The following is a 19,681-nucleotide window of genomic DNA, read 5'->3' as shown; positions in this document are numbered from 1 at the left end:
GGGCCTGGACGACTTCAACCTGCTGCTGCTCGGCAGTGGCGTTGAAGCCCAGGAGCTGCCCGTAGCAGACGTGACGCCGGCGGAGGCGCAGCGGCTCCTGGCGGAGTTGAAGCTCAAGTCACCGACGATGACGACGTACGCACCGCGGCGCGTGGCCGAGGTGCTGCTCATGGAGGTGCTCACCATGGGCGAGTCTGTGACGCGCGAGGAGATGACCCGCCGGCTCCAGCGGTACGAGAAGCTGGCGGTACTGACACCGGAGGGCTTCATGAGCTGGGCCCTCACGGGTGAGGTGGCGGAGTGGGTGGGGAAGGTCGAGGTGGTGGGCGGGTTGGGGAAGGCCCAGGGGTACACCGTGGGCTACCTCTACGGCCGGGATGGAGGGGCTGGCTGGAGGCAGGCGGAGTGGACGGAGGGGTGGGCGGAGCGGATGGGGGCGCTGGCCGAGGCAGGCTCGCGGTAGCGGTGCTTTGGAGGAGCCCGTAACCAAGAGTCGGCCTCGGCCAGCAAGGCGGGGCGTCAGGCAGGAGGCCGGTGGCGGAAGACGCCACCGGCCTTTTGTTTTCCGAGAGGTAGGGTGCACGTGAGCAAACCCAGCGTGTCTGGTGGTAGCGTTGACGGCATGGACGAGAGGGCACAGCCCCAGCTCTCCGCCGGCGAGGTGGTGAGTGGGTTGGCGGTGGAGGAACTGGTGGGCGTCGGTGGCTTCGCCACGGTGTACCGGGCGCGACGCCCGGGCGGTGCGGCGTACGCCCTGAAGTTCATCCCCCTCGATGCCGACGTGGACAGGGTGCTGCGGGAGTTCGCCATCCTTCTCAAGCTGCGCCACCGCAACCTCGTCCAGGTGGTGGCCATGGGCCTCTACCCGGAGGAGGCGCCGGAGTTCCTCTGGTTGCAGATGGGCTTTGTCGAGGGCGAGCGGCTGGACAGGTACGCCAGGACTCGCAACCTGAGCGCGCGAGAGGTGGCTCGGCGAGTGCTTGAGGTGGCCCGGGGCCTCGCGGTGGCGCACGCCGAGGGCGTGGTGCACCGGGACGTGAAGGAGGCCAACGTCGTCGTCCGGGCCCGGGACGGTGAGGCCGTGCTGGTGGACTTCGGCGCCGGCACTTACGAGGAGGCAGTCACCGTCACCCGAGGCGTGCTGCCGCCTGGCACCATGGGCTACGTGAGCCCCGAGGCCCTGCGCTTCGCCCAGGAGCACGAGGGCTCGGACAAGGCGCACTACCGCGGCGGGCCCGGCGATGACCTCTACGCCCTGGGCGTCGTTCTCTACAGGCTCCTCACCGGAGCGCGGCCCTTCGCGCCGGACACGAAGGAGGAGGCGGCCGTCATCAGTCGCCCGGCGGTGGCGCCGCACCTGCTCAACCCCCGGGTGCCGCTCGCGCTGAGTGAGGTGTGCGCGCGGCTGCTGGAGAAGGAGGCCGAGCGGCGCTACGCGAGCGCGGAGCTGGTGCGCGTGCTCGAGGGGCTGCTCTCGGCCGGGGGCTCGGACTGGGACGTGGCCCTCCTCGAGGAGCCCACGGTGGAGGAGGGGAGGCCCGCGCGACGCGCGAAGGGCAGGGTGGCACAGGGGCTGCCGAGGCGGTGGGGCAGGAGGGCGGCGGCGAGCGCGCTGGTGGTGGCTGGCCTCGTCGGCGTCACATGGGCGGGGAGCCGAGGTGGCGCGCAGGAGGCACCGGCGGCGGTGGCTGCGCGAGCTCCGGCCGCGCTGGCAGAGACAGACGCGGGAGTTTCAGCGAGCACACGGGGGGAGGCGCTGGACGCGGGCCAGGTGGCTCCAGCTCGGCAGGAGACGGCGGCCGCCACGGTGGTGCAGGTGGCGGCCCGGGCCCTGGACAACTCGAAGGGACAGGAGACGGCAGCAATGGAGACGAAGAAGCGGAGCGCGGGCAAGGCTGCGGTGGTGTGCACGTGGGCCATGCTGCTCGCGGGTGAGACTGGGTGCGTCGGCGGCCCCGACCTGCGGAAGGAGCCAGAGGGGATGGCGTGCCCGGCGGGGTCAGCGGATTGGATGAGGGACAACCTCGACCTTAATCCGCTGGCGCACAGCAGCTTCCCTGTGATCCCCGGAAGTAACTACCGGGATATGGATGGCGTGACGGAGGTGCGGGACGGGCAGAAGCTCACGTTTACCTCGCAGCTCGCGGACAGGCCGCACACGGTCTACTCGGGCCAGGTGGTGTTCGGCGGCTATCAGGGGCAACCGGCGGCGTTCATCCGTCTCACCTACGCGACGATTCCCGGCGGGAAGAAGGGGCCGGTGTGCCTGTGCACGATCGCGCCGCTGAAGGAGGGGAGCACGGTGCCGAAGTACCTGGAGATGGCGGCGACGACGCGCCTCTACGAGGGGTGCGAGCTTTCTGACCGCGTGTATCCCTAGCCGGCGCTGCGCTGGACAGCCTGGGTGAGGAGCTGCGTGCGGGTGTGCTAAAGCTCCGAGTGAGGTGCTGCACTTGGAGCCGATGCCGTGGTGAAGCCGACCGTTTCTGTTGTGCTGCTGGCGCTGGCGGGGCAGGCCCGGGGAGCCGAGCTGGGCGCTGGCGAGTGCGTGGGGGACGGGGGCTCCGTCGAGGTCAAGGTGGGCGTGGAGGTGGCCCCGGTGTGCGTCGGTGCCGGCGGCAGGACGGTGCTTGAATTCGAGAGTGCAATCGTCTTCGAGCGCACGGTGGTAGAGGGCGGTGACGTTGAGCCCTTCACCGGCGTCGGCGGCACGAAGCTGCTGGTGGACGTGGCGGCCGGCGCGGCAGTGGGGGTGGCGAGACGGGTCACCGTCTACTTCGGTGATGGCTTCGAGCCAGCGAGCGCCACATTCCCCCTGGTAGTCGTGGCTGATTCCAACAAGCGAGTCGCGAAGGTGGAGCGCCTGCCGCGGACGGCCGCCTCTCTGCGCGAGGAGGTAGAGGACCTGACGCGGCGCCGTGCGCAGTGTGAGAGCCGAGGGGCCACGCCGACTGCAGACGGGCCCGCGGGCGTGCTGCCGGAGCTGCTCGCCCAGGAGCGGCAACAAGTGGACTCGCTCGCGTGGAGTACGGCGAGAGACTACGTGGTGAGGCCCGGCTTCGACGGCGGGGTTCACGGGCTCCTCCGAACGCTCCTCATTGCGCGGAACGGCGGGAGGCCCGAGGTGGCCGTCCGAATCCAAGTGCAAAACCGGGCTTCTGAGGGATGGGAGATTGAGGAGGCGATGCTGGTGTCCAGCTCGGGGGAGGCGCTCGCGCGGGTGCGGACGCTGACTCCGGTTGTCATCGCCCCCGGGGACGCAGTGCCCTTCTACGTGGTGAGCGAGCCGACGGCCCGTGCGGTTCCGGGGGCGTATACGCTGAAACTGCGCGGACGCGGCCGGGAGCTGGTGCTCGAGAACGTCACCTTCAAGTGACGGTGCGTGAGAGGGGCGGTTTTTCTTGGAACCTCAGCGGCTAAGAGTAGGTTGCTGGCCATGCGCTACTCACCGTTTACTCTCGCTGCGTTGTTGCTCGTGCTGTTGTTTACCTCCGGGTGCCCCGAGTGCGTCCCGGGCGAGACACAATCGTGCACGTGCCCCGGAAGCATTAGTTCGTCAGGCGCCCAGAGTTGCAATCCTGGAGGCCAGAGCTGGGGCGCCTGCGTGTGTGCTTCCCCGTCGACACCGCCGGCGGAGCCGTCGTGCAAGGCGTCGGGAACGCCTGCGAAGGCGTGCGGATGCTACGGCTACGTAAACCCTGGCGACGTATATCCCGAGCCGTTGTGCTGCTCCGGTAGCATGAGCCCGTCGCAGTGCTCAGCGTGGTGTTCGGGCGGCGGCTACCAGTGGCGGCCAGTGTGCAACTGAGCTGAAGCGCTGCGGGCTTGGGGGGGACGGGTCGTGGGGTGGGCGGTGGGGATTTCATGGTCCCTGCGGGGCGCTCCCGTCTCGTTCCCCTCAAGCTCAAATGGAGCGGCTGAGAACTCGTCTCCAAGTAAGGCAGCTCGGCTCACCGCCGCGGAAGGTCTCGGTGGCGGTCGTACTCGGGGTGCCCCGGAGTCCATATATCCGCGACTTGGGTGGCCGGAATGTCCCCCATGAAGTGAATCTCGAACCCCGGGTCCTCAAGTCCCAGCTCCACGCCGATGAAGCCCGCGAGCACGCCCGGGGCGACGTAGTGCTCCTTATCCCCCTGCGGCGGTTGATTTACGTCCAGGTCCACCGCGACCACCGCCGGCCGTCCGAGCTTTTTGAGCCGGGGCTCCCACTCGGTGCCGACGTGGGAGTAAATGGCCTCGCCGCCCCAGATGCCGAGCAGGTCCTCCACGGAGTGGGCCTCGTCCATCGTCTGCCGGTTTGAGAAGAGACATACCCTCCCCTCTCGGTCTCTTTCTTCGCCGAGGGCGAAGGCGTGGCCTTTGCGGAACTGCTCGGCCTCCGCCGGAGTGATGGCCTTGCACGCGAGCGCCTTGTCGATTCGCTCCCGCACCAACTCGGCCGTGAGGCGTCTGAGTCCGTGTGCTCGGATGCCGGCGAGCTCGTGCTCGAGGAGGCGCGTGCAGTGATACGCGCGAATGGTCGAGCCGCGGAGCACCTGCAGGAATCTCTCCTCGCCCTCATGAGCATAGAGGTCAGAGGTGTGCCGCACCGTGCCTCTGACGGCGCCAGCCGCGCGACGCACGAATTCAGCCACCTCGGGGGGCCAGGTCTCCTGGTTGTCGGGGTCAATACGAGCCATCTTGAGTTCTCCTTCCACGTGGTGAGGCGCTGGCTGTCCGGCTCTCCGAGCAGGTCAGCGCCGCGAGTGCGTCCGCGAGGACGTCACCTTCGAGTGAGGTCCGGACATGGGGCGCCAGGAGGGGGCCGCCCCAGGCCCGGAGGGGGCGCGGTACTACTTGCCCAGGTGCTTCCTCACGTCCTTCACCATCACGCCCACGGCCTCGACGGCCGCGCGCAGCTGCTTCTCGGTGCAGCCGAGCTCCTTGCACCACCACTCCACCTCCCAGGACTCGTTGACGTTGATGCGCGACTTGTCCGCGGGGCCCTTCTTCTTCAGATCGTCCGACATTGTGCTGCCCTCCAGTGAACCTGCGTTCAGCTAGGTAATATGCACGTCCGGCGCGGCGCGCACGTGTCATTAATCACTTTTTGCGTTGGGTGGAAAAACCGCCCCAGCAGGTAGGCCGTTTTCGGCTCACGCCGACCGCGCGCACAGCAGAAGAGGCTGATAATCCAGGCATTTGCGGGCCCGTCGCCCCTGTGGGGTTGTTCGTCCGACATAGTGCCCTTCTAGGGCTGATTCCTCCTCGAGGAACGGCCAACGCCATCTTTAAGAAGCACCCGAGTCCCGCGGTGCGGGACGCAGTTGTTGCCATGGGGGCTTAGGGCCCGACACACGGCTCGACAGCGAGAGCGCGAGCACAGCCCGTACATCGGTGGCGTCGGGCCCCACCTGGACTCCGGGTGCGATCCAGGCGCCCCCCCTGTAGGGTTGGCCGTCCCGTATCCTATCCTCCAGGACATTCAGGGGGAGGCGCGCACCATGGCGGAGAAGCACCCGAGTCCGGCGGTGGGGGAGGGCGGCGGAACGCAGCTCGAGGCCCGGCGGAGTGCGCGCGGCAGGCCCGGGCTTGTCGCGCGTGCCTGGGTGCTGGTGGTTCTCGGGCTGCAGGCGGCCTGCGCGACGGGCTATCCGATGGGAGGGAACCTGGGGGGCGTGCGGCAGCGCTGGCGTGTGCAGCGGGTACATCCCAAGCCGGAGGCGCTGGCGGGCGATGCACGGGCTGCGGCCGCGACAGAGTCGAGCGCGGCCGAGGAGGACGTGGGCGGAGCAGACGCCGAGACCGGTGGCCCGGAGGCAGTGTTGGCAGCAGAAGACGGCGCGGCGCCTAGGCAGGGGCGCCATCGGGCGCAGCGCGCTAGTGACGAGGCCGACGAGGACCTGGAGGGGAAGGGCGTCGGGTGGCCCGACGGAGTAGGCGATGGACGGCCCTTCGCGGTGCCCATGACGCTCGACTACTTCCAGGGCTTCCTCGCGCAGGCGGGCATACCCAGCACGGCGCTGCCGACAGACGGACGCACGCTCGGGCCTCAGCAGGCGATGGAGCTGGTGCCCCATCTTCTCTCCACGCCGCTGACGCTGGGCAACTTCGGGCTCCGGAGGATGGCGGCGCACCTTCTCCTCGAGGTTGCTGCCGGTGGCGAGGTTGTGACGCGGGACGAGCTCCACGCCCGAATGCGGCGCTTCTCGCGGTTGCTCGTGCTTCGGCCGGACGGATACCTCGTGAGAGCCACAACAGGGATCGCGGTCCAGAAGGCCGGACAGGTGGTGCTCGCGGAGGACGGCACGCTCCGGGCGGGGCGCTTCGAGGTAGGGCCTTTCTATGCCATCGAGGGCGCGCGCCTCTTTCCGGTGGACCAGCGGCTCGAGGTTCCGAAAGGCGCGCGGCCGGCGGGCTTGTACGAGCCCGATGACAACCCGGCGCTGGCGGTGGCAGAGGGTGCGGTGCTCGCTGTGGTGGACATGGTGGAAGGCCTCTACCGGCTTGTGTTCTACACGGGCGAGACGCTGGAGGGACTCGCGCAGCTGCCGGGCGCGGTGAGGCAGCTCTACGAGAACTCGCCGCAACTCTGGGACGAGTTTCGGCACAAGCCCTACGCGGAGAAGGTGCGCACCGTGTCGCGGCTAGCTACGGGCGCGGTGCTGACGGTGGGCACGGCGGGCGCGGGAGCTGCGAAGGCGGCCGCCTGGGGCGGGAAGCTGGGGAGCCTCACGGTGCCCCTGCTGTCGCTCACGGGTGACGGGCTACTGGCGGTGCGCCTGGTGGCCGTCCCCGTTGGGAGTATCGCCACCGCGGCGGCGCCGGCGTTGAGTGCCACCTACGTTCTGTGTTGGCGTTCACGAGGAAGCGCGGAAATTTGGACCGGGAAGCCGGAGGTGTGCCGGGGGTCCGGCATCCCGGTCCGAGGAGAGGCTCAGCGCTTGGACTTCGCCTTCCTGGTCGTCGCGGCCTCCTCGGCCTCGCGGCGGCGGTAGCTCTCGCCTTCGATAGCGAGGACGTCCGCGTGGTGGATGACGCGGTCAATCAGCGCGGTGGCGCACGCGGCGTTGGGAAAAATGGTCGGCCAGTCCGAAAACGCCAGATTCGTGGTCATCACCAATGAGCGTTGTTCATACCTGCGCGCCACGACTTGAAAGAGGAGGTCCGCGTTGCGCGCGTCGTAGGCGAGGTAGCCCATCTCGTCGATGACGAGCAGGCTGGTGCGGCTGGTGTAGTGGCGCAGGCGGCGGTCCAATGCGCGGCTGGTGTCCTGGGCACCCAGGTCGAGCAGCAACTGGGAGGCGGTGACGAAGAGAGCGGAGTGCCCCTTGAGGACGGCCTGGTGGGCGATGTTCTGCGCGATCATCGTCTTGCCCAGTCCCTGAGGGGCCACTATTACGACGTTGCGCGCGCGCTCCAGGAAATCCAGGCGCAAGGCGGACTCGACGGCCTCGCGGTCAATCTTCTTGGGCCATCCCCAGTCGTAGTCCGCCATGGGCTTGAAGCGGCCAAGGCGGCTGCGAGACAGGCGCCGCTCGAGACTTCTGCGGCCGCGTTCCTTCTGCTCCTCGTCGGCCAGGTGCTCCAGCATCTCGGTAGCGCCCCACCTGGCCTTGGTGGCGCGGGCGATGAGGTCCGCGAGGCCCTGGGAGGTGGCGTGCAGCCCGAGGGAGGCCAGGCGGTCAGCGAGTGGAGTCGTCATCGGCGGAGTCCTTGTTAAGGAGGCGGTCATAGTCGGCGAGGGAGTGGGGGCGGGTGCGGGAGGCGGCGATGCGCGGGTCATCCGGCAGCACCACGGTGAGTGGTGGAGGCTGACGCTGGCGGCGAGCGCGCTGCTCCAGGAGGTGGGCCACGGCGGGGGCGCTCACCGCCCCCTTGCGCAGGGCCTCGGCGAGGGCCTCATCCAGGGCACGTGCGCCGTGGAGCTCCAGTAACTTCAGCAACTGCGCCGTGTGGTGTGACAGCGAGACATCGCGCTGAGCGAGGGCAGCGAGGAAGCCCTCCGCCTGCTGGCAGGAGGCGCGCAGCAAGTCCCGGCCGCGCAGCTCGTGCGCGCGGGCCTTGGCGTCGGCGAGGGCGGCGAGGTGGCCGGGCTGCTCCAGGGTGCGGCCCTTCTCGAAGCAGCGCGGGTGGGAGGCCACCTCCTGGGAGCCGTCCAGCACGCGCACGCGTGTCTCGGAGGCCACGAGGGTGAGGGGCTTCTTCACCAGGGTGTGTGGAATGGAGTAGTCGTTGGAGTCGAAGCGCACGTAGGGCGTCTTGCCGGAGGCGACGGGGCGCACCACGTCCGTGGGAAACGGGTGTGCGGGCAGGGGCAGCAGCCGCGGGCGTTCCTCCTCGAGGGCCGTGGCGACGGTGCGCCCGGTGACGTCGCCGGGCAATTGGCGCGCGTGGGCCACCTCGGCCGCCCACCGCGCCGCTTGAGAGTTGAGGTCATCCACGCCGCTGAAGGTGCGCGCGGCGAAGAAGGAGTCGCGCAGGTAGCGGATGGTGCGCTCCACCTTGCCCTTCTCGTTGCCGCGGTAGGGGGCGCAGGGCTTGGGTGCGAAGTGGTAGTGGCCGGCCAATTCCAGCAGGCGCGGGTGGAGGCGGATGGCGTCGCCGGCGCGCTCGAGCACCACGGACTTCAAGTTGTCGTACAGCAGCGCGCGCGGCACGCCCCCCAGCGCCTGGAAGGCCAGCACGTGGCCCTTGAGGAAGCTCTCCAGCGTCATGTCGAGGAAGAAGCGCGCATAGAGGGCGCGGCTGTGGCCCAGCACCATGACGAAGCAGCACAGAGGGCGGCGCGTGTTACCCACGGGCAGCGTGCCGAAGTGCCCCCAATCCACCTGGGCCTCCTCGCCCGCAAGCGTGCTGCGGCGCAGGAAGGCCTCGGCGCGAGAGGTGGGGCGCACCGTGCGCACGTAGCGGCGCACCTGGAGCGGGCCACCCACATAGCCGCGCGCCTTCACCATGTGGAAGAGGCGCATGGCGGTGAGGCGTGGATGAGCCTCCAGGGTGGCTTGGATGAAGTCCTTGTAGGCATCCAGCAGCGTGGGCCTGACGGACTTCACCCCCGAGCCGGTGACGCGCTCGAGCGCCAGGGCGCGCCGCACGGTGTCGTGGTGCACGCCCAGCTCGGAGCAGATGGTGCCCACCTTCCAGTGCTCGGCGAAGTGCAGCCGGCGGATGCGGGCGGCGAGCTCGGGGGAAATCATGGGCCCACCTCACGGCGGACGGGCAGCCCTGAAGCGCCGGCCCACGTGGGTGCGCGCAAGGGTGGTGTGGCGCAGGAAGGGACTCTGACGCCCGCACCAGGTGCAGGCGGGGATGGATGGCGGCGGTGCATGCGGCAGTGGCCTCGCTGCGCTCGGCTCCGCGGCCACCTGCGTGGCGGCCGGGGCCGGCGCGACAGGCACACTCGCCGTCTGTGCCGCAGCGGCGGGAGACTGATGCGTCACTTTCTGTCGCCGCCGCTCCCGCCAGGCCGCCTGCCGCGCGGCATGCGCGTGCCGTCCGTCTCGGGTGCGCTGGTAGCGCGCACCAGCCGCGCGCATTGACTCCGCCCGCGCCCTTCGACTGCACGGCGGCCCGCAGTAGCGCTGGCCACGGTCGCACGCAGAGCAGAGGAAGAACACCTGCCGACACTCGGGCCGGCCGCACACCACGAAGCGCAGCGCCTCCACGACACTCCTGCGCGCGCCGGCTTCTGGCGCCGCGCCCCGGAGTGCGCTACCTCTTCCTCACCGGCTCGCCCCTCTCGCACACCAGGGCGCGCCTCCAAGGAGGGCCCTCCAGCCGCTACTGGTGGGCCTTCCGTCTTTTCAGGACGCGCGCGACCGTGGACTCCACCGGCGCACTCTCCCCCCCTCAACTTCTCGGCCACACCCATCTCAGGGAGTGGTCTTGAAGTCAGGCAACTCCCGGCGACCCATGACCAGGAACCTGCGCTTCCTGGTGACCATCAACATCTGCACATGGCCACCACGAGCGCCCAGGGCGGTGGCGGGTGGCCTCCGGTCGGCGGGCCCGGGCAGTGGGTGGCGGACAATTCCAGCATGTCCGAGCAGGCGAGGGACTACCAAGCCCAGATAACAGGGGCTCCCCGGCGGTGGGCCTACAAGGTGTGCCGGGACGGGGAATGCGTCAATTTCGACGGGTACGATCCGAGGACGGGCACCCTGCTCGAGGGCAAGGCGCGCGAGTACCAGAAGTGGTTCGACAAGGATCTCAACCCTAGATTCAAGTACGAAGGCCTGGAGAGCTTGGTTGACCAGGCGGAACGGCAGCTCCGAGTGGCAGGGGGAGTTCCGATCCGCTGGCACGTTGCGGAGCCGCGGATGGTGGCGGTGCTTCGGAAGCACTTCGACGCCAGCGGCCTCCAAGCCATAGAGGTTGTTTACACGCAGCCCCTGTAGTGAGGGCCACGACGCATGAGCGAGACGTACGGAATAAAGGCCTACTGGGGCCACAGGCCGGAGTCGGCTGAGCAGTGCGCGGACCGGGCGGAGCTGTTCTTCCGGCTCCTCGCCGAGTGCCACCCCGCTTTCGCCCGGTGGTACGAGAAGAGCAGTTCGGACCAGACGGCGCTGCAGCTCGGCTTTGAGCCCACCCGCGAAACATTCCTTAGGTTCTTCGGCCGGGAAAAGTACCAGAGCGGGAAGGACGGCTTCAGGTTCGGCGCATGGACTGGCCGCGAGGCAGACGACCAGGGCGCCATGGTCATGCTCAGGTGCGGCTCGAAGGGGGAGGTGGCACCCAACAACCTGTGGCTCTTCTTGCCCAGGGAGGCACTGGGCGAGGAGCACGTGCTCACGGCTCCCGTTGTCGCCGGCGCGATGCGCGCCGTGGCGGTGGCGTGGGACCCTGAGTGGGCCGTGGCGACTGCGGACGGGCTTTGGGACGAGCTCTCGGGAGGCAGTCGGCTCGGTTGCTTCGTGGGATGGATGACGTACTTCTCGCGGGAGCGGGGCGAGGTGCCGCTGCTGGCGGCGCCGGTGCGAGGCGAGCCCCTGGGTGACAAGGGGACGCTGATCACGCTCACCCCCGAGCGCCTCACCCCAAGCAATCCGGAACACGTGGCGCTCGCATGGCGGGCGCAGACGGTCCTCGAGGAGCAGGGGCTGTTCAGGTTGATGGTTCAGCCAGGCTATAAGCAGAAGGCCGGAGACGCGCCCGCGTGACCTCCAGCATCCACTACGAGGACCGAGAGCTAGAGGACGAGCGGCTGGAGCTCACCGGCAAGGAGGCCATGTACTGGCTGGGGCCGAACGTCACTTTTCGTGGCTGCACGGTGGTCCTTGGTGTTGGAGGCAGGCAGCTCGTCCCGATGTGGGGACGATTCATCGACTGCACCATCATTGCGAAGCGGGAGATCGTGAACCGGTGGTTCACCTCCATGCGGTTCGAGGGCTGCCGATTCGAGGGCAGGTTTTCGGGGGTTGGGTTTGGTCAGCGAGTCGGCGTGGACAGGTGGTGGGAGCACGGAGGAATTGAGAACTGCGACTTCGCCGAGGCCCGGCTCGACCAGTGCAGCTTTCACGGCTGCGACATGAAGACCATTCGAGTCCCGACGTGGCCGTGCTTCACCATCTTGGAGCCGCTCAAGCACGGACCGGAGCTGGTGAGCGTGCCCTGGCCGGGTGATTTCTTCCCGGTCATCCTTGAGGGGGTGAACAGGGAGCGGGAGGACACGGCCGCGGTGACCATCTACGCTCCGGCGGAGGCGAAGCGCTCGGGGGCTACGCTCGAGGCGTTCAGGGAGGCAGTGGAACGCTTCGACTTCATCGTGCGGTGAGGGGTGCCGCTGATGAGCGACGAGGGGCGGGCTCTGGGCGGTGAGAAAGAAAAACCCCGGCCCGAGGAGACCTCGGAGCCGGGGGCTGTCGTCGCAGTGCGGTTAGGCGGTGGATCCCCGCGCGAACGGGGAGGACAACGCGGCCTCGGTTGCTTTGGTGGACCCCAGGAATGGGGAAGTAGCAGCTACAACCGAACCTTCCGGTGGACCCCCTGGCGGGGGACGACGACGAGAGAAGAGTAGGAGCCTGGTGCCCCCACTGCAAGCTCATCGGGCCTGCTGGGGCGGGCGGTGCGGTTAGGGTTCGCGGGCCCTCAGTGGTAGGGCGTGTTCAGGTAGATGGGGGCGCGCCTGGAGGAGGAGGAGCAGCCGGCGGTGGTGCGCCTGCCGGAGGAGGAGCAGCTGGCGGCGGTAGGATCCGGAGAGCGGGGGGCAGCATCACGTTGATCTCCTGCACCGAGAACGTCAGCTCCTCGTTCGTTTTGAGAGCCGTCTGGGCTGCTCCGTAGGCCGGCGAATCTGTGGGTGGAGCGGAGGAGTAGGCCTGGTTGACCTGTTGTGCGAGCTCATCCCGGCGGCGGCGCCCTTGCTCCTCGCTAATGGACCCAGCCATGAGGTCGGCGATGAGGTGGATGTACTTGTCGCGCAGGAAACGCAGGCTCAGGGCAGCCTGGCGGTGCTGGTCAACCAGGCGGTCTCGATTGCGGCTGTAGCCGTAGACGGTGACGTAGAGTGAGAGCCCCGCGAGAACGACGGTCGTAATCTCCGCCCAGCGCGCCTCCGTCACGAGTACGGTGATGGTGTTACCCGTCGTCAGTGCCAGGAGCGCGGCGTTGATGCGCTTCTCCCACAGGACCCGCGAGTTCAGACGGTCCGCCATTTTCTCGTGGGTTTTGTGGCTGTAGGCAACGCGGCCGAACTCGTCGCGCACGACGTCCAGCAGGGCGGTAATGGGTGGCAGGGCAGCAGGCGGCGATGTGCTCATGGCGTGTAATTCCCGAAGATGGTGCGCGACTCGGCGAAGGGGAGCAGCTTCATCTGCTGCATTCTAGGGAGTCCACGGCGGCCTCCAGTGCCTGCATGTTGGGCTGCACGTAGATGGCCGTGGCGGACGGACGCGAGGGGCGTGTAGACGGAGCAAACTGCTTGCTCCGGTAATGCGGCTCAGCGCGGCCGAAGAGGCGTCACCGACGCGCCACCATCGGGCAGGTCCTGGCGACTTGGGCCTTCCTCGTCAGCGGCAGGGGCGGGTACGAACTTGAGGACTTGGGCTGTCTCCCCGGTCAGGAGCCCGCGAGGGACGCCCGCAAGCGTCACGACGTCGCGGACGGCGAATGGAAGGTGTGCACAGACCTCCTCGTGGCCTCGCTCTGCGACCCAAAGCTCAAGGGCGCGCCGCAGCAAGCGGGGCTGTTCCGGCGGGAGCTGCTCGTCGAGCGGTTCGTTACGCTTGTAGCCCCGACGCGCGTAGTTGATGTGGAGGCGGGTCACGCCCTCCTCGCTGAGAAAGCCGAGTCGCCGCGCCTGCATCATCATCATGCGGACCGACACCTTCCATCGCATCTTCACATCGAAGAAGCCGTCCAAGGAGAAGCTCTTCACCTCGCTACGGAAGGCCTCGGGAGGGAAGAGAAACGCGGCCGCGAAACGGTGCGCTTGGTTCTCGAAGGCGCGCCACTCGCCCGGCTTGTTGAGGCGCGACTGGTCCACATCCCGGTGCAGCACCAGGTGCCCGAGCTCGTGGGCAGCATCGAAGCGCGAGCGTGGGCCAGATTCCTTGTTGGCGGACAGCAGGCCGGCCGCGTGGTCCGGGAAGTAGCGCGAGAGGCCGTCGAGCGCTTCCGCATCCACTTGGGCGCGCGCAAGCAGCACGCCGTGCTTCTCGAGCAGCGCTACGATGTTGCTGATAGGGCCCAGTCCCAGGCCCCAATGGCGGCGCGTCTGGACGGCCAAGTCCTCCACCTCCGCATCGGAGAGGGCAAGCGGGTCGCTCGGGATAGAAAACGTGGGCAGATTCATCGGCGGGAGGCTGATGTTCTGACCAACGACGGTGCCGAGGCGGTGGAGCCAGCTGAGTTTCGCCTCCGCCGCGTTGCATGCGGCGACGGACGTAGAGCGCTGAGCTCTGTAGAAAACTGCGCTGCCAGGCTCCTGCTCCACGGGCATGAGGAAGTAGTGCTCAGGCACGTCGAGTGCCTCGCACAGCTTGCATAGGAGCTCGGGCTTCGGGTTGGAGTTGCCGTTCTCCCAGCTGTAGATGGCAGGCGCACTGACCCCCACGCGCTCAACAAGCGCACGTACAGAGACGCTGCGCTCAAGGCGAGCCTCAACCAAGCGGGAGCCAATGAAGCCTGGGGTACCGAGAATCATTCTTTTTCTGAATCCTTATCCTTCTTGTCCTTGGGGATGAGGCGCAGCGGCGGGTCGTCCTCGTCGGTGCGCTCCTCCTTGTACTCGGTGTGCTCCGGCTTGCGTTCGGTCTCTTGCGGCGGCGGTGCGGCGAACGGCGACTGCGGCGCGCTCGTGTCGGGAGGCTGCGACAGTTTCTGTGCGGCGTCCGAGGCGTTGCCCAGCTCGATGATCAAGGAGAAGAGTGAGCGAGTGGCGACGTACCTCTTCTTCCGCTTGTGCGGGAAGCCCACCAGGGCGAACAACGGCAGCCCGGTCTCTTCGTCCATGTCGCTGGAGTAGCTGAACACGGCATAGAGCAGGCTGCCGGGGGGAGGCTTCTCTTCCTCGAGCCCCAGCTTCGCGAACATTTCGAGCTGATTACCGGCGGCGAGGGTGTTCCGGTAGTCGGCATCGCGGGGGAACTCGCCGGGGGACTGCGCGGCCACCGGCGTGAAGATGATGTTGTGCGTCGTCACCTCCAAGTGGCTGGTGGCATTGTTGCCGTTGAGGACGGGGCGCGCCTTGGCACCGTGGCGGCGGGCCACCGCGCTCCAGTACTGGTTGAAGAACTCGCGCCGATGGTGCGCGAGCGCCCCCTTCCGCCACTCGGGGGCCAAGTCACGGCAGTGCGCAAGCGCAATGCGATTGGCGTCCCTGAGCGCCAGGAGCGTGTCCCTGAAAAAGGCTTCCGTCACGTGCGCCGCCATGTACTCAATGGGCTTCTGCTCCCAGCGACTTCCCGCCATCGGTACGACCTCCCATTCTCCGGCGCCGCGCTGTCGTGTCAGCAATGGAGCCGAAACGTGGGGAAAATTATAGCGAAGCCGCCTGCTCGGCAAGGATTATAGTTGGTGGTCGCTTTGTTGTCTGCTGGGAAACGGACTGTTCCCTCCCACTGACAGTAAAAGGGGCCTCCGACAGGGTGGGGCGACGTTCAATCCTCCATGAGGGAGTCCACGGCGGCCTCCAGGTCCTGCATGTTGGGCTGCACGTAGATGGCGGTGGTGGCGAGCTTCGAGTGGCCCGCCAGGGCGGCGACGAGGGCGAGGTCCTGCTTCTTCTGACGAGCCAGCTCGGTGAGGGTGGTGTGGCGCAGGACGTGGGGGCTGACGCCGGCGACACCGGAGAGGCGCTCGTACTTGTCCACGAGGCGGCGGATGGAGCTGGTGTCGAGCGCGTCGCCGTAGCGGCCTGGGAGAAGAGGTATTCGCCCAGGGCGGGGCGGGCGGCGAGCCAGGTGGTGAGGATGCGGCGCACGTCGCGGTGGAGGGGGAGGGTGGGCTGGCGCGAGCCCTTGCCATTCACCGTCACCCAGCCGCGGCGCTCGCCCAGCTCCAGGTCCTCGAGCTTCACGTGGACGAGCTCGTCCTCGCGCATGGCGGTGGCGATGAGCAGCTCGCACACGGCCTGGTCGCGCAGGGTGCCATGCTCCTTCACCGTGCGGAGGAAGCGGCGCTTGTCCCGCACGTCCAGGGCCCGGCTGAGGGGCTGCTCCAGGGGCGCAAGGCGGTGCAGCTCCAGGCCCACCATGGGGGACGAGCGGCAGTGCTTGCCTCCGTACCGTGCTGGGCCATGGTTCGCTCCGGGTGCCGATTGGCGCCTCCTGCTTAACAGGGGGACGAGCGCAGCACTTCCCGCTGCGTGGCGGCAGCCGCGCGCTAGCGCGTCCCATGGCGCAGGCAGCAGGAGGTCTCCGGATCGTCTTTGGTGACAGACCCCAGGTGCACGCAACACCCGGTCGGTGCCCGCTGTGGTGGCCGAGTACCAGCGCGCGGTGCGGCAACTCGGCTCTGCGATGCTATTTCCAACCACAGTTCGGACTGGGCCTAGACGCTCCTCCAGCGCCAAATGAAAAGCTGTTGTCGAAGAAGCATCCCAGCATCCACCGTTGTCTCCCGCCGGCGGCAAGTCTTTGACACGTAGCAATGGTCCATGTCGAAGGAACGGGAGTCACGCTCACGTAGCCCGAATCCCCTATGGATCCTTCCCCAATGATGACGCAGACCTTTTGGGCCACTGCCATAGGCGTCGCCTGTTGTGCCGCAAACTCGTCTTGCAAAGTGGCCCCGCTGGGGCCCGATATGCCTTTCGCGTTTGAATGACTGGACAGCGCTGCCATCATCAAACCCACCGCCACTACAGGGAGTCGGAGCATGACAAAGTTCTCCTCAGAATCACCTGCACGACAGGCGCAGGTGGTCGGCCAATATTCCTCTGTGCTTTCGCACTCGTAAATACTTTCCGGAAATTCGTGTTTTATTTTCGTCTTCAAGAGTTGTGGGTTTGTATGATGTTGAATGGAACAGAAGGCGAAGAGGGGACATGTTGAAGGCGGACGAGTTGGGCCGCCTGCCCGGGGGGTCCTCGCGGGCGGGACGAGGACGGGGCGCTTCTCGAGGAGCCCACTGTGGGGGAGGGGAGGCCTGGCAAGGTGGTGAGCAGCGGGGGCGACAGACCAGAAGAAGGAGGCTACGCTGGTTTCCAATTCGGTTGAGGCTCTGGCTGTGGTGCGGGCGCTCACTCCAGATGCAGGCAGTGCCGGGCGCATACACGCCCAAACTGAGGGGACGCGGCCGCGAACTCGTCCTGGAGAACGCCACCTTCAAGTGATGGAGCGGTAGGTCTTCCCAGCAAGCAGCGCCGCCACCGCCTTGTGGGTAACTCCGTACCGTGCCCCAAGCGCTGCCATGGAAACACGGCCGGGTGCGTATGCGGCACGGATTGCTCTCGCGTCGGAGTCGGAGAGGCGACGTAGAAGAAGGTTAGGGCGACCACGACTCTGCGCGGAACGGATGACGCGCGGCCCTCCTGCTTCCTTGTACGTGTCATGCCGCAGGATCTTAATTACAGTTGCGACACACACAGAGTACTCCTCTCCGAGTCGCTCAAGCGTGAGCAGTGGATTCGCGTGAGCCCTCTCGCGCATCTCTACAATCGTCGCCCTGGGCATCCGGAGCCACTTCCGCTCAGGACGCGGAACACGAGGGCCGCCGGCCCACAAGTAGGTCTTGCCGTCGACGATGTTCTGAATGACCGAGGCTGTCGTCCTGAACTGCTTCGCAAGCTCACCCATCGAGGCTTGGCCGGACGCGTACCGAGTCCTAATGGCGAGAGCATCCCCGTCGCGCAGGCTTCGATTGGTCCACTTGGGGAGGGTGTGTTGAAGCGTTGGGCCGCCAGCCTCCAGCCGCCTGACGCCTCGGACCAAGGCAGTAATCGCCGGCGAGTTCACACCGAACTCTTTCCCAAGGGCAACGCCGCTTTCGCGGCCGAAAACGTACCGCTCTCGGATTTCTCGCACCTGCGCATCTGAAAGCTTGGCGCCGTGATGTCGCTCTCCGCGCGGGAGGACTCTGTAGGCGAGGTTTTCCCGTGGAGACACTGTTCGAAGGTGGTCGGGGTTGACACACATTCGATTGCGGCAAATGTGGTGGACGTGCATCCCAGGCGAAGCGGGTCCTTTGAAGAGCCGGAAGCTCACTCGGTGGGCAGCCTCGTCGCCGTAGCGGCCATAGCCAGACGGAGATGTGGGCCCCTGCCAGACCCAGCACCTGGTGGCTGCGTCAACAGCGGTTTGCCTTTTTATGTATGCGCGGCGACCATCATCGTCTTGTAGTGGCCCAGAAGCGCTGAACTTCGCCTGGGTGAGCGGTCCGGGAGCGTGCTTGTACGTTCGCCCGGTTGCAATCTGACTGGCAGCCCCGGGGCTCAGACCAAAATGAGCAGCGAGGCTGACGACGGATTCTCCTTGTGCGCGGCGGACCCGGAGCTCTTGAACTTGTCGAGAGGACAGGCGCGCTCGGGTTCGCCCGGCCAACGCCATGTCGCGCATATTGTCGGCATGTGACCCAACCAGAAGATGATCCGGATTTACGCAACTGCGATTGTTGCACTGGTGCCGCACGACTTCGCCCGGCCGGAGGTGCCGGCGACGGAATAGAATGATCGCGAGCCGGTGAGCGGTAACATTCTTCTCTCCGACGTGGATTGAGCCGTAGCCGGTCGTCTGGTTGCTCGCGCCGGTCCACTCCCAGCAGCGAGTCGTGGGGTCACAGTAGGTTTTCACCATGAACCGACTGAGTAGTGCGATGCGATCTGGACGGTGTTTCGCGCTCATTGGGCAACCTTTCGGCCCGTAGCCGGGAGTTCGTCGTGGAGAACGTCACCTTCAAGTAGCTGGCTAGGCTCCGGAGGGCTCGCGCCCAAACCGCGCCGCCAGCGAGGCGAGTCGTTTGGGAGAGGTCTCCGGTATTAGGCCTCGGGCCTGGAGAGCCTCCAGGGCAGCGGCAGGGCCCGCCACGACGACGCAGGCCTCTCCGTCCGTGTCGAAGAGCACCCAGCGCTCGCCGCGGCCCCTGTCCTGGGCCAGGGCGTTGAGGAAGTCGAGGAGCGCGTAGGCGTCGATGTAGTCGTCATCCTCATCGACGGACACGTCGTCCTTCGCAGGCGCCTCGTAGCGTTTGCTACCGCTACGGGCGACGAGCTGCTCGGCGGCTGCGTATTCGCGGAAGTCGTCTTCGTCCTCCTGCTCACCGACGAGGCCCCCCTCCACGTCCTCGTCATCGAGCTGCTCCTCGGCCGGGGGCATCTGCTCCAGGTGGAGTCCGTCAAGGGCACCGCTGGCGAGGGAGGCGAGCTCGCGCATGAGCACATCGTGGCGGACGCTGTGTTGGCGACGCTTGAGGGAGAAGAGGTGGGCCCGCCCTCGGTGGAGCAGGACCTCCTGCAGCGTCGCCGGGCGCTCCTCGTGCTCAGCCAAGTCCAGGTGGAGTTGGTCCGTTAGCCCGAGGCTGTCCAGGAAGGTCTCGAGCGCGCCGGCGGCGGGGAAGTTGAGCAGGGCGGCAACAATCGACTGGGCGCCGTCCGGCAGCTCCATGGTGCTCCACGCGCGGGCGATCTCCACTGCGGTGGGCCGGTCGAGCGCCGCCAGGTGCGCGAGGCAACGTTCCGCCATCTGGCTCGGGCCCTCCTTCGCGCAGGCGGTGAGCAGGCGGATACGCTCGGGCACAGGTGGGTAGCGCACCTCCTCCCCGGGTCCGAATTCGACGCCCTCGGCCTCCAAGTGGAGCTCGTGGCGGGGATCGGGCAGCAGCTCCCCAGGGCGGTAAGTGGGCGGGGTCGGTGTAGAAGGAGCGGCCGAGTCGGCGCTCTCCTCCAAGTGGGCGTAGGTAAAGAGGACTACCGGTTTCTGAGTTGTCATGCAGAGGAGAGCAAGGCCAAAGCGCACGTAATTGCATGCGCTCTGAACTAAGCGTCTGGCAGGGTGGCTCCCTCCACAGGCTACGCCGCAAGCGTGCGGAGCGGGCGCCGTCAAGAGGGGCGAGTCATCTCCCGTCCCCGCGTGAGCACCTTCCCCCCCTGTCTGGTTGGGCGGCCCGCATCCTATCCTTCAGGGTTGTTTCACCTGGGGGAAAGGCGCGACACATGGAGAAGCACCGCGGTTCTGAGGTGGGGGCGGGCGCGGTGACACGAGGAGCGCCACGGCCAGCACTGCGGCGAGGCTGGCCGAGGCGGGAGGCCAGTGCGCTGGCG

The 19,681-nt window shown here is 67.4% G+C and carries 17 protein-coding genes and 2 pseudogenes; 7 read left to right on the top strand and 12 right to left on the bottom strand.

Annotation, left to right across the window (positions count from 1 at the left end):
- From OV287_RS56155 to OV287_RS56145, 3 genes and pseudogenes are all read left to right on the top strand, one after another.
- A pseudogene (locus OV287_RS56155) lies at positions 1 to 463 on the top strand (hypothetical protein); the annotation flags it as partial.
- Positions 464 to 583: 120 nt separating this feature from the next.
- Positions 584 to 2,380 carry a serine/threonine-protein kinase gene (locus OV287_RS56150; RefSeq protein ID WP_267542682.1) on the top strand — a complete coding sequence of 599 codons (1,797 nt, stop codon included), beginning with the start codon at positions 584 to 586 and terminating at the stop codon, positions 2,378 to 2,380.
- Positions 2,381 to 2,470: 90 nt separating this feature from the next.
- Positions 2,471 to 3,376: a DUF2381 family protein gene (locus OV287_RS56145; protein WP_267542681.1), complete on the top strand. Its 906-nt coding sequence runs from the start codon at positions 2,471 to 2,473 to the stop codon at positions 3,374 to 3,376.
- A gap of 574 nt (positions 3,377 to 3,950) precedes the next feature.
- Here the strand turns inward: OV287_RS56145 and OV287_RS56140 are convergent.
- The gene (locus OV287_RS56140; RefSeq protein WP_267542680.1) at positions 3,951 to 4,679 is read right to left on the bottom strand and encodes a hypothetical protein; all 729 of its coding nucleotides are present in this window, start codon (positions 4,677 to 4,679) and stop codon (positions 3,951 to 3,953) included.
- A gap of 153 nt (positions 4,680 to 4,832) precedes the next feature.
- Positions 4,833 to 5,009: a DUF3606 domain-containing protein gene (locus tag OV287_RS56135; RefSeq protein ID WP_267542679.1), complete on the bottom strand. Its 177-nt coding sequence runs from the start codon at positions 5,007 to 5,009 to the stop codon at positions 4,833 to 4,835.
- Between the two features lie 474 nt (positions 5,010 to 5,483).
- On the opposite strand from OV287_RS56135, the gene OV287_RS56130 reads away from it, so the two are divergent.
- Entirely contained in the window at positions 5,484 to 6,977 is a 1,494-nt protein-coding gene (locus OV287_RS56130; protein ID WP_267542678.1) for a hypothetical protein, read from the top strand.
- Here the strand turns inward: OV287_RS56130 and istB are convergent.
- Genes istB through OV287_RS56115 form a run of 3 tightly spaced genes read right to left on the bottom strand, consistent with a single transcriptional unit; the run spans position 6,917 to position 9,518 of the window.
- Entirely contained in the window at positions 6,917 to 7,684 is a 768-nt protein-coding gene (istB, locus tag OV287_RS56125) for an IS21-like element helper ATPase IstB (RefSeq protein WP_267537744.1), read from the bottom strand. The two genes, OV287_RS56130 and istB, sit on opposite strands and share 61 nt — an antisense overlap.
- On the bottom strand, positions 7,665 to 9,179 hold the full coding sequence (gene istA, locus OV287_RS56120; protein WP_267542677.1) for an IS21 family transposase: 1,515 nt from the start codon (positions 9,177 to 9,179) through the stop codon (positions 7,665 to 7,667). The genes istB and istA overlap by 20 nt, the downstream gene beginning before the upstream one ends.
- A gap of 9 nt (positions 9,180 to 9,188) precedes the next feature.
- On the bottom strand, positions 9,189 to 9,518 hold the full coding sequence (locus OV287_RS56115) for a hypothetical protein (protein ID WP_267542676.1): 330 nt from the start codon (positions 9,516 to 9,518) through the stop codon (positions 9,189 to 9,191).
- 420 nt (positions 9,519 to 9,938) lie between these two features.
- On the opposite strand from OV287_RS56115, the gene OV287_RS56110 reads away from it, so the two are divergent.
- From OV287_RS56110 to OV287_RS56100, 3 genes are read left to right on the top strand one after another with little or no spacing between them, the layout of a single operon-like run.
- Positions 9,939 to 10,379, top strand: coding sequence for a Tox-REase-5 domain-containing protein (locus OV287_RS56110; RefSeq protein ID WP_267542675.1), 441 nt, complete (start codon positions 9,939 to 9,941; stop codon positions 10,377 to 10,379).
- Between the two features lie 15 nt (positions 10,380 to 10,394).
- A complete protein-coding gene (locus tag OV287_RS56105) occupies positions 10,395 to 11,144 on the top strand; it encodes an Imm52 family immunity protein (RefSeq protein WP_267542674.1) in 750 nt (249 codons plus the stop codon).
- Entirely contained in the window at positions 11,141 to 11,758 is a 618-nt protein-coding gene (locus OV287_RS56100) for a hypothetical protein (RefSeq protein ID WP_267542673.1), read from the top strand. The genes OV287_RS56105 and OV287_RS56100 overlap by 4 nt, the downstream gene beginning before the upstream one ends.
- A 331-nt stretch (positions 11,759 to 12,089) precedes the next feature.
- On the opposite strand, the gene OV287_RS56095 is transcribed toward OV287_RS56100, so the two are convergent.
- The 7 genes and pseudogenes from OV287_RS56095 to OV287_RS56065 form a co-directional block, all read right to left on the bottom strand.
- Positions 12,090 to 12,743, bottom strand: a complete 654-nt coding sequence (locus OV287_RS56095; protein WP_267542672.1) for an SLATT domain-containing protein — start codon at positions 12,741 to 12,743, stop codon at positions 12,090 to 12,092.
- Between the two features lie 179 nt (positions 12,744 to 12,922).
- Complete coding sequence (locus OV287_RS56090) at positions 12,923 to 14,128, bottom strand: helix-turn-helix domain-containing protein (protein WP_267542671.1); 1,206 nt, start codon at positions 14,126 to 14,128, stop codon at positions 12,923 to 12,925.
- Positions 14,125 to 14,895 carry a hypothetical protein gene (locus OV287_RS56085; RefSeq protein ID WP_267542670.1) on the bottom strand — a complete coding sequence of 257 codons (771 nt, stop codon included), beginning with the start codon at positions 14,893 to 14,895 and terminating at the stop codon, positions 14,125 to 14,127. Before OV287_RS56085 ends, OV287_RS56090 begins: the two co-directional genes overlap by 4 nt.
- A gap of 188 nt (positions 14,896 to 15,083) precedes the next feature.
- Positions 15,084 to 15,356 carry a tyrosine-type recombinase/integrase gene (locus OV287_RS56080; RefSeq protein ID WP_267542683.1) on the bottom strand — a complete coding sequence of 91 codons (273 nt, stop codon included), beginning with the start codon at positions 15,354 to 15,356 and terminating at the stop codon, positions 15,084 to 15,086.
- A gap of 53 nt (positions 15,357 to 15,409) precedes the next feature.
- Positions 15,410 to 15,679, bottom strand: a pseudogene (locus OV287_RS56695) (tyrosine-type recombinase/integrase); the annotation flags it as partial.
- Positions 15,680 to 16,751: 1,072 nt separating this feature from the next.
- Entirely contained in the window at positions 16,752 to 18,218 is a 1,467-nt protein-coding gene (locus OV287_RS56850) for an HNH endonuclease (protein WP_506344835.1), read from the bottom strand.
- A 111-nt stretch (positions 18,219 to 18,329) separates the two neighbouring features.
- Positions 18,330 to 19,157 carry a hypothetical protein gene (locus tag OV287_RS56065; protein WP_267542668.1) on the bottom strand — a complete coding sequence of 276 codons (828 nt, stop codon included), beginning with the start codon at positions 19,155 to 19,157 and terminating at the stop codon, positions 18,330 to 18,332.
- Positions 19,158 to 19,681: the final 524 nt, after the last annotated feature.

This window comes from Archangium lansingense (assembly GCF_026626635.1).
GTDB classification, from domain to species: domain Bacteria; phylum Myxococcota; class Myxococcia; order Myxococcales; family Myxococcaceae; genus Archangium; species Archangium lansingense.
The sequence above is the reverse complement of the archived record's forward strand: the minus strand, read 5'-3'. Positions and strand labels throughout refer to the sequence as shown.

Bases quoted from the DNA above. Each gene is read 5' to 3' on its own strand.
- OV287_RS56140 (WP_267542680.1), bottom strand. From the start codon at position 4,679: ATGGCTCGTATTGACCCCGACAACCAGGAGACCTGGCCCCCCGAGGTG.
- OV287_RS56135 (WP_267542679.1), bottom strand. From the start codon at position 5,009: ATGTCGGACGATCTGAAGAAGAAGGGCCCCGCGGACAAGTCGCGCATC.
- OV287_RS56130 (WP_267542678.1), top strand. From the start codon at position 5,484: ATGGCGGAGAAGCACCCGAGTCCGGCGGTGGGGGAGGGCGGCGGAACG.
- istB (WP_267537744.1), bottom strand. From the start codon at position 7,684: ATGACGACTCCACTCGCTGACCGCCTGGCCTCCCTCGGGCTGCACGCC.
- istA (WP_267542677.1), bottom strand. From the start codon at position 9,179: ATGATTTCCCCCGAGCTCGCCGCCCGCATCCGCCGGCTGCACTTCGCC.
- OV287_RS56115 (WP_267542676.1), bottom strand. From the start codon at position 9,518: ATGCGCGCGGCTGGTGCGCGCTACCAGCGCACCCGAGACGGACGGCAC.
- OV287_RS56110 (WP_267542675.1), top strand. From the start codon at position 9,939: ATGGCCACCACGAGCGCCCAGGGCGGTGGCGGGTGGCCTCCGGTCGGC.
- OV287_RS56105 (WP_267542674.1), top strand. From the start codon at position 10,395: ATGAGCGAGACGTACGGAATAAAGGCCTACTGGGGCCACAGGCCGGAG.
- OV287_RS56095 (WP_267542672.1), bottom strand. From the start codon at position 12,743: ATGAGCACATCGCCGCCTGCTGCCCTGCCACCCATTACCGCCCTGCTG.
- OV287_RS56090 (WP_267542671.1), bottom strand. From the start codon at position 14,128: ATGATTCTCGGTACCCCAGGCTTCATTGGCTCCCGCTTGGTTGAGGCT.
- OV287_RS56085 (WP_267542670.1), bottom strand. From the start codon at position 14,895: ATGGCGGGAAGTCGCTGGGAGCAGAAGCCCATTGAGTACATGGCGGCG.
- OV287_RS56850 (WP_506344835.1), bottom strand. From the start codon at position 18,218: ATGGTGAAAACCTACTGTGACCCCACGACTCGCTGCTGGGAGTGGACC.